At 70.7% G+C, this 12,157-nt stretch carries 8 protein-coding genes; 3 read left to right on the plus strand and 5 right to left on the minus strand.

Annotated features, from left to right (window positions below; all coding sequences use genetic code 11):
* Positions 1-58: 58 nt before the first annotated feature.
* A complete protein-coding gene (locus IEZ25_RS11095; protein WP_191199486.1) occupies positions 59-4,867 on the minus strand; it encodes a family 16 glycoside hydrolase in 4,809 nt (1,602 codons plus the stop codon).
* Between the two features lie 132 nt (positions 4,868-4,999).
* On the opposite strand from IEZ25_RS11095, the gene IEZ25_RS11100 reads away from it, so the two are divergent.
* Entirely contained in the window at positions 5,000-7,159 is a 2,160-nt protein-coding gene (locus IEZ25_RS11100; RefSeq protein WP_191199487.1) for an MMPL family transporter, read from the plus strand.
* On the opposite strand, the gene IEZ25_RS11105 is transcribed toward IEZ25_RS11100, so the two are convergent.
* On the minus strand, positions 7,156-7,392 hold the full coding sequence (locus tag IEZ25_RS11105) for a hypothetical protein (protein WP_191199488.1): 237 nt from the start codon (positions 7,390-7,392) through the stop codon (positions 7,156-7,158). The genes IEZ25_RS11100 and IEZ25_RS11105 overlap by 4 nt on opposite strands.
* A gap of 24 nt (positions 7,393-7,416) precedes the next feature.
* Positions 7,417-8,319: a mycothiol conjugate amidase Mca gene (mca, locus tag IEZ25_RS11110; protein ID WP_191199489.1), complete on the minus strand. Its 903-nt coding sequence runs from the start codon at positions 8,317-8,319 to the stop codon at positions 7,417-7,419.
* A gap of 38 nt (positions 8,320-8,357) precedes the next feature.
* Here mca and IEZ25_RS11115 point away from each other — a divergent pair, with 38 nt between their 5' ends.
* Both IEZ25_RS11115 and greA read left to right on the plus strand, forming a co-directional pair.
* Positions 8,358-8,750: a DUF4307 domain-containing protein gene (locus tag IEZ25_RS11115; RefSeq protein WP_191199490.1), complete on the plus strand. Its 393-nt coding sequence runs from the start codon at positions 8,358-8,360 to the stop codon at positions 8,748-8,750.
* A gap of 213 nt (positions 8,751-8,963) precedes the next feature.
* Positions 8,964-9,455: a transcription elongation factor GreA gene (greA, locus tag IEZ25_RS11120; protein ID WP_191199491.1), complete on the plus strand. Its 492-nt coding sequence runs from the start codon at positions 8,964-8,966 to the stop codon at positions 9,453-9,455.
* A gap of 97 nt (positions 9,456-9,552) precedes the next feature.
* On the opposite strand, the gene ilvA is transcribed toward greA, so the two are convergent.
* Together ilvA and IEZ25_RS11130 are read right to left on the minus strand one after the other, a co-directional pair.
* Positions 9,553-10,761 carry a threonine ammonia-lyase gene (ilvA, locus tag IEZ25_RS11125; RefSeq protein WP_191199492.1) on the minus strand — a complete coding sequence of 403 codons (1,209 nt, stop codon included), beginning with the start codon at positions 10,759-10,761 and terminating at the stop codon, positions 9,553-9,555.
* On the minus strand, positions 10,758-12,146 hold the full coding sequence (locus tag IEZ25_RS11130) for an AI-2E family transporter (protein WP_318152180.1): 1,389 nt from the start codon (positions 12,144-12,146) through the stop codon (positions 10,758-10,760). Before IEZ25_RS11130 ends, ilvA begins: the two co-directional genes overlap by 4 nt.
* Positions 12,147-12,157 lie beyond the last annotated feature (11 nt).

A 12,157-nucleotide genomic window follows, 5' to 3' on the forward strand; every position in this document is an offset into this window, starting at 1 on the left:
AGACACCACCGGCCCACACCCGCTGAGCGGGGTGGGCCGGCGGCGTCTCTTTCGTGGATCAGCGCTTGAGCCGCAGCTTGATCCGCTGGGCGGGACCGTCCTCGAAGCGGACCACGAGGACCGCCTTGACGACCGACTTCTTGTTCAGCTTGGCGCGAGCACGGGTGTTGAGCTTGATCGTCACCCGGCCCCTGTCCTTGGTGCCGAAGTCGAACGTGCCGTCACCCAGCCGCTTGCCGCCTCGCGTGCGGAGCACGGCCCGTCCCTCGCACCCACCGGTGGCGCACTCGAGCATCACTCGCGCCCGGCGCCGGTTGGGCACCGCGTCGACCGGACCCTTGTTCGTCACCGTCGGCTGCGCCGGGGTGGGCGTCGGGGTCGGGGTGGGCGTCGGCGTCGGCGTCGGGGTCGGGGTCGGTGTCGGCGGGTTCGTCGGCTCCGGGTCCGGTGTCGGGTCCGGATCCACGCCCGGCTCCACGACCTTCAGCTGACCGGTGCCCTGTCCCGGGTCGACGGCGTTGTCGCCGGCGTACTTCGCGACGAGCTCGACCGTGCCGGCCGTGGCGAACGGACCGACCTCGATGCTCGCCTTGCCGTCCACCAGGTCCACCGCCGGCAGGTCCGCGCCGTCGACCGACAGCACCACCTCGCCCGTCGGCGCCGCGGCTGCCGCGGAGGTCACGTCGACCTGCACGGTGGCCTTCTTGCCCGTCTCCACCTCGGCCGGCGCAGTGACGGCCACCTTCGACGCGACGTTCTCCGGGTCGTTGATGTCCATGATCTGCACGTCGCGGTAGTAGACGTTCTCACCGCCGCCGTGGTTCTGCACGCCGATGTACGACGGCCACGTGAGGCGACCGGTCTCGGCCTCCGGGCTGGTGAAGTCGTTCACCAGGGTGTCGTTGAGGAAGACGCGGATGCGCTTGCCCTCGACCCGGATCTCGTAGTGGTTCCACTGTCCCACCGGCTTGAGTGCCGTGTTGCGCGCCGCCTCGTCGGCGCCCTGGAAGGTGTAGATCGCACCTGTCGTGCGGTCCGGGGCGTCGGTGGCGTCGATCTGGATCTCGTAGCCCCGATCCACGGCCACCCACGGGTCACCCGCCGGGTTCGGCGCGTCCCCGTCGTAGCGGGGCGTCGTCTCCGGGTTGGGGAACCCGACGAACACGCCGCCGTTGTCGTCCTTGGTCAGCTTCCAGTCCAGCTGGAGGGAGTAGTCGTCCTCGATGGGCTCGGAGTGCCAGAGCAGGCCCAGACCACCGTTGCCCATCAGCGTGCAGTCGGCCTCGCGGGTGAACACCCCCGGACCCGCCATGTTCCAGCCGGTCATGCTCTCGGCGGTGCCGTCGAAGAGCATCCGGTAGCCCGGGTCGGCCTCCGTGGCCTCGCACGTGTCGGGCTCGATGACCGGGTCGTCGCTGACCCGGAACCAGTCGAAGGTGCCGACCTGGCTGCCGGTGCCGTTGTAGGCGGCGACGCCGACCTTGGGATCGACGAGCCCGGTGGCCGGGTAGCCCGCGCCCATGGACTTCCAGGTCACGCCCTGGTCGGTGGAGTACCGGCCCTGGATCGCGGTGCCGGTCGAGACCATCTGCAGCTGCAGCTGGTCAGGAGCGGCCCCCTCGGGCAGGTCGGCGTTCACGTAGACCATGTCGCCGTTGATCCGGCGACCGAGCTCGAGCACCCAGTTGCCCTCGGGGCGCTGCATCGCGACGAGCTTGGCGTAGTTGGTCGCACTGGTCCAGGCGACGAGACCGCCCTGCAGGAAGTCGTCCTTGCCCGACATCGAGACCTGCGTCGTGGCGGCCCAGGGGCCGTCGGCCGGCGCCGGCTGCAGGATGATGTTCTTCGCGTCCACCGCGCCGCCGGACAGGTCACCGCTCTGTGCGTTGATCTTGAGCTGGCCGTTGCTCAGCGCGACGCCGGTCGACGTCTTGTTGAGGATCGTGCTCCACCGGCAGGTGTCCAGCGTGGTGCCGTCGAACTCGTCGTCGGCCGTGGGCGTCTGTCCCGGCGCACACGCCTGGCGTGCTCCGAGCTCGAGGTAGTCGAGGTTGACGTTGCCGTTGTCGCCGGCGTCGCGCTGGATCCTCACGACGTTCTTGCCGGCCTTCAGCTCGATCTGGTCCTCGAGGGTGAGCCAGGTCTTCCACGACCCGCCCGGCGGCAGCGACATCTTCTTGACGAAGACGTCGTTGACGTAGAGCGACATCGCCTTCGTCTGGTTGGGCTGCGGGTTGGGCCCGTTGGCATAGCCCAGCTTGACCGCGTGGAACCCGGCGGCGGTGGCGGTGAGGTCGAACGTCACCGCGGTGCCGTCGTTCTCGAAACCACCGACGTAGCCGGTGCCGCTGTAGCCGGCGTGCTCGGTCTGGACGCGGTTGCCCTGACCGGTGACGGCGCCGTCCTCGGCCTCGACGCGTCCGCCCGTCGGGTCGACGACCCTGACGTGGTCGAGGTTGACGTTGCCGTCGTCACCCTGCTCGTAGGCGATCTCGATGCGCGTCACGCCGGCCGGCAGGTTCACACGGGAGGTGAAGGTCCCCCAGGTCTTCCAGTCGGTGAACGGCGGCAGCGTGATCTGCTGGCGCTGGTCGCCGACGTAGAGGCTCATCTTCTTGGCCTGGTTGGGCTGCGGGTTCGGCCCGTTGGCGTAGCGGATCTGCAGGTCGTACGCTCCGGCGCGAGGGGCGACGACGTCGACGGCCACGCCCGAGCCGACGGTCTGGATGCCGTCGACGAAGCCGGAGCCGGTGTAGCCCGCGTGCTCGGTGTCGATGCCGGCCGTGCCGGACAGCTCGCCGTCCTCGAGCTCGTAGATGCCGTCCGGAGCGGGCTCCGGGTCGGGTGCGACGTAGCCGGGGTAGCTGTTGAGGGTGTACCACGCCTCGGTGCTCCACAGCGACTGCCCGGACGCCGACGAGAACGGGCGGGGCGAGCGCAGGTAGACGACCCGGTCGGGCTTCATGCCGGCGACCTGGACGTTGACGGTCTTGCCGTCAGACGACACGGTCGCGCTGGTGACGTCGAGCGTCTCCTCGTCCAGCTTCGGCCCGCCGTACTGGGCCGTGGCCCGGTAGCGCCACTGCTTGGCCTGGTAGGCGTCGGTCAGGCCGGCGATGGTCGCGGCCGACAGCGGCTCGGTGTACTCGATCTCGAAGCCACCCTCGACGACGTCCATGGAGAGCATGTCGAAGGGCACGTCGCCGCTGAGGTCGAGCTTCTGCAGGCCGTAGCGGAGCTTGCCGTTCTGGCCCCAGTTGCCGCCGGCGCCGAGGCCACCGACGATCAGCTGGCCGTCGTCGCCCGCGAGGACCCGGCTGACGCCGGCCTCGAGGCCCTGGGTCATCCGGAAGAGCGCACCCTGGTAGACGTCGTCGACCTTCTCGAGGTCCGCACGCTGGAGTCCGCCGTAGGTGACGTCACCGATGAACATCTGGCCGTCGTAGGGACCGCCCTCGACCACGACGGGCGTGCTCGGGGAGTTGGCGATCTCGTTCTGCGGCATCCACAGGACGGGCTTGGTGACCGTCTCGTCGTCGAACTCGCCCGGCCCGCTGGGCCCGGTGGTGAAGTGGTTGTAGAACTGACCCGGCTTGATCTGGATGAGCTTGTTGGCGGGCAACCAGCCACCCTGGTTGTCGGTCACGAAGATCTCACCCTGGGGGCCCCAGCCCATGCCGTGCGGGGTGCGGAGGCCGCCGGCGACGTAGTCGATCTTGCCGGTGTCCTTCTCGATGGTGATGTGGGTGCCTCGGTGGTCGGACCCCTGCGGGACGGTCGTCGCGCCGCCGAGGTTGATCGAGACCGACAGGTTCACGTGGAACTTGCCGTCCTTGTAGAGCATGCCGAAGCCGAACTCGTGGAAGTTGCCGTCGAAGGGATACTTCGCGATCTCGGCCTTGGTCTCGAAGACGCCGTCGCTGTCAGCGTCGACGAGCTTGACCAGCCCCGTCTTTTCCGAGACGTAGATGTCGCCGTCGACGACCTTGATGCCCTGCGGCTCCTTGAGGCCCTCGGCGATCTTGGTGCGGGTGACCTCGCCGGGCGCTGCGGCGTCCTTGACGCCTTCGAGCCGGTAGAGCTCGCCGAGCGAGACGTTGCCCTGGTCGTTGCCGTTGCCGCCCCAGGTGAGGACGAGCAGGTCGTCGCCCATCCACTCGAGACCGGTGACCTGCGGCTCGAAGCCGTCCGGGCGCAGGTTGACCAGGTCGTAGGCGGGGTTGACCGAGCCGAGCTGGAGGCCGTCGCCCTCGGAGTCGTCCTGGCCCTCGCACTGCTTGAAGCCCGGAGCCGTCACGCGGGTCACGCCGGCCTCGGTGCTGAGCACCGAGGTCGGGACGGCGGAGAACGAGGTGTCGCCGGGCTTCTGCCACTGGAGCGTGAGGCGCTCGCCGCCGCCGGCCTCGAAGTAGTTGACGCGCAGGGCGTGCACCCCGGCGGTGAGGGTGACCGACCCGTCCTTGGGCGTGTCGCCGTGGAGACCGTCGTGGTCGACGACCTGCTGGCCGTCGATGAGCAGCTCCGAGCCGTCGTCGCTGATCAGCCGGAACATGTAGGTGCCGGCCGTGTCGATGCTCAGGTTGGCCAGCACGTGGACGACGAAGTTGTCCTGGAGCCCACCGAAGTCGGCCGGGGAGCTCCAGTCGATCGTCTGCTTGAGCTGGTCGACGTTGGGCGTCTGCCCGGACTTGATGTCGCACAACGCCGAGATCGGCGCACCGAGCTGGAAGGCGCGCATCGTGACGCCGGGCTCGTCACCGGCGGGGATCGCGAACGCGACCGCTCCCACGCCTGCGACGAGGACGCCGGACAGACCGGCGGCCAGTGCGCGCAACCGACCGCGCGCGGAGAAGGGGGACTTCGACACCTGGAACCTCCTGGAACCCGGCGGGCGGCCGGGACGCATGTGACGACGCTCACCCTAGGTCCGATCTGGCGTAATGGGAACAACTTTTGTTTGCCAATCGTCAAAAGGGGTGAGGGCCACTACAGTCACCCCGTGCTCGAGACCGTGGGACGCCGCCTGCACCGGTGGCGGCGATGGGTGCTCGCGACGTGGGCCGTCGCGGTCGTGCTGGGTGCGGTCCTCGGTGGATCGGTCTTCGACCTGGCTGAGGCGCCCGATCCGCTGCGCCGTGACGCCGAGTCCGCCCAGCTGCAGCAGCGCCTCGACTCCGTCGACCCGGAGGGCGAGCTGGTGGTGGCCGTGCTGTCGGGCACCGACATCTACGCCGTGGACCTCATCGACGAGGCCAGTCGGGTGCTGCACGACGTGGCCGAGGTGCCCGACGTGGTCGAGGTGCGCGACCCCTGGACGACCGGGGCGCAGGACCTCGTCGCGCCCGGCCAGACCAGCACGGTCGTCACGGTGGAGATCGACCCCACCGTCGACGACGACCGAGCACTCGCCGCGGTCGGGCGGGTGGATGCGGCGCTGCGACGGGTCCCGATGCCCGAGGTCCTGGTCGGCGGACCGGCACTCGCCGAAGAGGCGTTCGCGGACCAGGCCGTCCAGGACGCCGCGCGGGGCGAGGGTGTCGCGATCGTCGTGCTGCTCGCGGTGCTGACGCTCGTGCTCGGCGGGCTCGTCGCCGGCGCGTTGCCCGTGATCACCGCACTCGGCTCGGTCTGCCTCGCGTTGCTGTCCCTGTCCGGGCTGGCCCGGGTGACCCCGGTCAGCGACTACTCCGTCAACGTCGTCACGCTCCTCGGCCTCGGCCTGGCCGTGGACTACTCCCTGCTCGTGCTCGGACGGTTCCGCGAGGAACGGGCCGCGGCCTCCGGGCGTACGCAGCTGGGTGAGGTGCTGGGCCGCACCCTGGCCACCTCAGGTCGCACGGTGCTCGTCTCGGGGCTGACGGTCGCCACGGCACTGGCCGGGCTCCTCCTGCTGGCCGACCCGGTGCTCTCCCCGATGGCGATCGGTGGCCTGGTCGCGGTGCTGGGGGCCACCGTGGCAGGCCTCACGCTCACCCCTGTGCTGATCTCGGTCGGCCATGCCCGCATCCCGCCACCTGCGAAGGACCGGCTGCTCGGCGGCACCCCCAGCGCGCACGCGCTCCTGCCTCGCCTCGCCCGCGTCGCCCAGCGCCGACCCTGGCCGGTCCTGGCGGGATGCATCGCGCTGCTGCTCCTCCTCAGCGCCCCCCTGCTGAGCCTCGACCTGCGCAACTCCGACACCCGCTCCCTGCCGCGTGACAGCGAGCCCCGCCTCGTGCAGGCCACGATCGAGCGCGACTTCCCCGACCTGATCGCCACGCCGGTCACGGTCCTGGTCGACGCGGCCTTCGACTCGGCGCAGACCGCGGAGGCGATGGCCCGGCTGGCCGCCCTCCCCGGCGTGGCCGACGTCCTCCTCCTCGACCCGCTGCCGGACGACACGACCCGGCTCGTGGTCGAGCCGGAGCCCGATGCCGCGGGCGACTACGACGGGCCGCAGGCGCAGGACCTCGTACGCCGGGTGCGTGCCGCCCCGCTCGGCGCGGAGGCGCTGGTGGGCGGGCCGACGGCGGAGCTGGTCGACACCCGCGACGCCCTCGGCGACCGCGCACCCGTGGCGATCCTGGTCGTCGCCCTCCTCACCGCCGTGCTGCTGGGTCGTCTCACCCGATCCGTCGTCGTGCCGCTGAAGGCGGTCGCGATGAACCTGCTGTCCCTCGCTGCCACGCTGGGTGTGGTGGTCGCGGTGTTCCAGTGGGGCTGGGGGTCGTCGTTGCTCCGCTTCGACTCGTGGGGGGCGCTCGACGTCACCACTCCCCTGCTGCTGTTCATGTTCGCCTTCGGGCTGTCCATGGACTACCACGTCTTCCTCGTCTCCCGGATCCGCGAGTCGTGGGACGAGGCCCGGGCCGAGGCCGCGCGACCCCGCCGCCGCGCGAGCAGGGGAAAGGCCCGTGACGACGACCCGCGGGCCCTCAGCGACCGGGCGGTGCTCGACGGGATCACCGCGTCCGGGCCGGTGGTGAGCCTCGCCGCAGTGGCGATCACCATCGTCTTCCTCGGCTTCGTCGCCGGTGAGCTCACCGCGGTGAAGGAGATCGGCGTGGGGATGACCGTGGCGGTCCTGCTGGACGTGACGATCGTGCGCGGACTGATGCTGCCCGCCGCGATGACGCTGCTGGGCCGCTGGAACTGGTGGCTGCCGGGCCGGTCGGGCTAGCCCTGCTTGTCGGTCTCCGGCTGCTCCGCCGAGCGGTCGACCGGCTCGTCGCCGTAGAGGCCGGCGTCCTTGGCAGCCTGCGCCTTGCGCAGCTGCTTGACCAGGCTGAACGCGATGACCACGACCGCGAGGATCATGAACATCCACACCGCGAAGCCCAGTGGACCGGCCTTGACCTCGTTGGGCTTGGGCGTCGGGTCGTCCAGGAAGGTGATGATCAGCAGGTCGAGCATGAGGACCACTCTCTCACCGGATCGTCACGGAGCGGGAGTCGGGATGCCCGCGAACAGGTCGTCCTCCGGCAGGCTGCTCTCCACGGTCGACTCGACGAGCTCGTAGTCCTCGGTCGGCCAGGTGTTCTGCTGGATCTCGCGCGGGATCGCGAACCACATGCCGTCGGGATCGATCTGTGTCGCGTGCGCCAGCAGCGCCTGGTCCCGCACCCCGAAGTAGTCGCCGCAGGGCACCTTGGTGGTGATCCGGTCGTCCCAGTCGGGCTCGCGCTCCCACTTCTCGAGGCGCTCGGCGTACGGCGACTCGAGGTCGTGGGCGAGCATCGCCTCGTGCAGGGCGTTGGTCTTCGCCCAGCTCCAGCCGTGGTGGTAGTAGAGCTTCATCGGCTGCCAGGGCTCCCCCGCGTCGGGGAACCGGTCCGGGTCCCCGGCCGCGTGGTAGGCGGCGACGGAGACCTCGTGGCAGCGGATGTGGTCGGGGTGCGGGTAGCCGCCGCGCTCGTCGTAGGTCGTGACCACGTGGGGGCGGAACACACGGATCAGCCGCACCAGGCGCTCGGTGGACTCCTCGAGCGGGACGAGCGCGAAGCAGCCCTCGGGCAGCGGCGGCTTGGGGTCGCCCTCGGGCCAGCCGGAGTCGACGAAGCCGAGCCAGTCCTGCCGGATGCCGAGGATGTCGCGGGCCCGCTCCATCTCCTGGCGACGGATCTCGGTGATGTTGTCCCACACCTCGGGGCGGTCCATCTTGGCGTTGAGGACCGAGCCCCGCTCACCGCCGGTGCAGGTGACGACGTGGACGTCGATCCCCTCCGCGACGTACCTGGCCGTGGAGGCCGCCCCCTTGCTCGACTCGTCGTCGGGGTGGGCGTGCACGTGCATGAGCCGGAGTCCGGCGCTGGACCGGTCGACGACGGAGGGCTGGGGCATGGTCCTGAGTCTAGGAGGGCCCACTTACGCTTCAGTGCGTGACCACCGACCTCGCCGATCGCTACGGCGCGCCCTCGCGGTTGCGACGCCCGGTGACCATCGGCGTCGCGGCCTTCCTCGCCGTCGTCGGCCTCACCTGGCTCGGCTGGACGGTGTGGTTCCACACGACCCCCGCAGTGACCTCGGAGCTGGTCTCCTTCGACGTGACCGACAACAACCACGTCTCGGCGCGGCTCGACGTGCGCCTCGGCGACCCCGACGTCGACGCCACCTGCCGGCTGCGGGCCTACGCCGAGGACCACAACACCGTCGGCGACCTCGCCTTCACGCCGACGCCGGGCAGCAACGAGGTCGTGATCCGCACCGAGCGTCGCGCCACCACGGTGGAGAAGCTCGGCTGCTCGGCCGAGGGCCAGCCCCGCCCCCGCTGACCCCCCCTCGGGCGCGCGACCTGCACTTTGCCGCCCGTCTTGCTAGCCTGTCGGTCTGCCCGTCTGGCAGCGCTGGCCCACGTCTGCGGCCGCGCTGACTCCGATCGGACGGAAGAGAGAACCACCGACCAGGTGCGGTTGCGCTGTGGCACACCCCCGGCACACCGCGTCGACGTACCACCTTGATTGCCTACGTGAAGCAGGAGTAGTGACATGACCGACCAGGGCACCATCTGGCTGACCCAGGAGGCCTACGACAAGCTGCAGGCCGAGCTCGACGACCTCAGGGGCCCCAAGCGCCAGGAGATCATCGAGAAGATCTCCGCCGCGCGTGACGAGGGCGACCTCAAGGAGAACAGCGGCTACCACGCCGCGAAGGACGACCAGGGCAAGCAGGAGGCCCGGATCCGCCAGCTCGAGGACATGCTCCGTCGCGCCGAGGTCGGCGAGACGCCGGCCAACGACGGCGTCGTCGAGCCCGGCATGGTCGTCACCGTCGACTTCGGCGGCGGCGACGAGGAGAAGTTCCTCCTCGGCGCCCGCGAGAACCTCACCGAGGGCGACGACCTCGACGTCTACTCGCCGCAGTCGGCGATGGGCGCCGCGATCAACGGCCGCTCGAAGGGCGACACGGTGTCCTACACCGCGCCCAACGGCAAGGAGCTCAGCGTGAAGATCGTCAACGCGGTGCCCTACAAGGCCTGAGCGCTTCGATCGCTCTCTGGAGCGGTGGGTGAGACACGTTCCGCAGCCGCGGAACCTGCCTCACTCACCGCTCCTCGGCATTTCGGCGTACGACGACTCAGTCCTGCACCCGGTAGCCGCGCTCGCGCAGCCGGGACATCAGGTGCTCGGCGTGCGCCTCGCCCCGGGTCTCGAGCTGGATGCGGACCTCGACCTCGTTGAGGTCGAGCATCGGCGAGATCCGCTCGTGGGCGACCTCGAGCACGTTGGCCCCCTCGGCGCCGACCTCGGCGAGCAGCGCGGCGAGGCCACCGGGGAGGTCGGGGATGTTGACCCGGAGGTAGAGGTAGCGCCCGGCGGCCGCGAGCCCGTGGCGGATGACCTTGTTGAGCAGCAGCGGGTCGATGTTGCCCCCGGAGAGCACCGCGACCGCCGGCGTCTCGAAGCCGGTCGGATCGTCGAGCAGCGCCGCGACGGCCGCGGCGCCGGCCGGCTCGACGACCTGCTTGGCGCGCTCGATCAGCGCCAGCAGCGCGACCGACAGCGACTCCTCGGAGACCGTCACGATCTCGTCGACGTGGTCGCGCACGGCGGCGAAGGTGATGTCGCCGGGCCGACCGACCGCGATGCCGTCGGCCATCGTGCTCATCGACTCCAGCGGCACCGGGTGGCCCGCGACGAGGGAGCCCGGATAGGCGGCGGCCCCCTCGGCCTGCACCCCCACCACACGCACGTCGGGACGCAGCGCCTTGACCGCGATCGCCACCCCGGCCAGCAGGCCGCCGCCGCCGGTCGGCACCAGCACGGTGCGGACGTCGGGGCACTGCTCGAGGACCTCCAGGCCCAGCGTGCCCTGGCCGGCGACGACGTCGACGTGGTCGAACGGGTGGATCAGGACGGCGCCGGTCTCCTCGGCGAACTCCCGCGCCCGAGCGAGCGAGTCCTCGAGGTAGCGACCGTGGAAGACCACGTCGGCCCCGTAGCCGCGGGTGGCCTTCTCCTTCGGGATCGGGGCTCCCTCGGGCATGAAGACCGTCGACTTGATGCCGAGGGTGGTGGCCGCGAGCGCGACGCCCTGGGCGTGGTTGCCGGCCGAGGCCGCCACCACGCCGTGGGCTCGCTCCTCGGCCGTCAGCCGGGCGATGCGGACGAACGCGCCGCGCGACTTGAACGAGCCGGTGCGCTGGAGGTTCTCGCACTTGAGCGTGACCGGGCCGCCCACCAGTGCGGACAGCCAGCGCGAGGTCTCCATCGGCGTGACGACGGCGTTGTCGCCGATGGTCTCCCGCGCCGACAGCACGTCGGCGAGGGTCACCTGCTCGGTCATGACCGGTCCTTCTGGTGCTCGTCGTCCTCCTCGGGCGCCGAGGGCCCAGCGAGCGGGCTGTCGTCCTCCGGCAGCTCGTCGGCCTCGGTCGGCGGTGGCGCGATGTCCTCGTCGAGCAGCTCCTCGTGGTCGTCCTCGCCGATCGCCGTGTAGCTCGCGAGGTGCTGCGCGACCGCGTTGCCCGCGGCGGCGAGGGGTACGGCGATGAGCGCGCCCGCGATGCCGGCCACGAGCACACCGCAGCCGATCGCGACGATCACGCCGAGCGGGTGGAGGGAGACGAAGCGCCCCATGAGGAACGGCTGCAGGATGTGGCCCTCGATCTGCTGGACGAGGATCACGCCGCCGAACATCAGCAGCGCGGTCCACGGTCCCTGGTCGACCAGCGCCACCAGGATCGCGACGGAGCCGGCGACGGTCGCGCCGATCATCGGCACGAAGGCGCCGAGGAAGACCAGCACACCGATCGCGACGATGAAGGGCACCCCGAGGAAGTAGGCCACGATCATGATGCCGATCGCGTCGGCCAGGGCGACCAGCACGGTGGCCCGGACGAACTGGGTGAGCGAGCGCCACGCCACGCGCCCCGAGGCGTCGACGCGCTCGCGAGCGGCGCGGGGGGCGATGCGCACCAGCCACGACCAGATGCGCTCGCCGTCGTAGAGGAAGAAGTAGGTCGAGAACAGCACGATGAAGAAGCCGGCGACGACGTGGCCGACGGCGGTGCCGACCTCGGTCACCCGAGTGACCACCCCGTCACGGCCGGTGCTGTCGGTGATCGCCCCCTGCACCTCCTTGATGTAGCCGTCGAGCTGCGAGTCGGAGATGTTGAGCGGACCGGTGCTGACCCACGAGCGGATCTGGCCGAGGCCCTCGACGACCGAGTCGGCGAGGTCGCTGGCGCCCTGGGCGACCTGCTGGCCGACGAAGGTCAGCAGCAGCGAGACCGCGCCGATGCCGAGGATCATGACCAGTCCGGTCGCCAGTCCGCGCGGGACGCCGATCTGGCGCAGCGCGTTGACCAGCGGCACGCACAGGGCGGAGATGAGGAGCGCGATCGCGAGCGGCAGCGTGATCACGATGAAGTAGTCGAGCAGCCACAGCACGCCGAAGGTCGCAGCCGAGATGATGACCAGTCGCCACGACCAGGCGGCGGCCAGGTCGAGGCCCCACGGCACCTGGGCGCGGCTGAAGTTGGACGGCCCGGTGGTGAACGTCGGGGGCGGCTCGACGCGTCGCTCGGCCCGCATCTGGGCCCACTGGGCCACGAGCCGATCCGTCAGACCGTCCTCGTCGACGTCGGCGCGACCCATCGCCGCGAACAGACGGCGCCGGCCCCTCTCCTCGTCGCGGTCGTCGGGTTCGGTGGTGCCCTCGTCGCTCACATCAGCCCACG

The organism is Nocardioides hwasunensis (genome assembly GCF_014779665.1).
GTDB lineage: Bacteria > Actinomycetota > Actinomycetes > Propionibacteriales > Nocardioidaceae > Nocardioides > Nocardioides hwasunensis.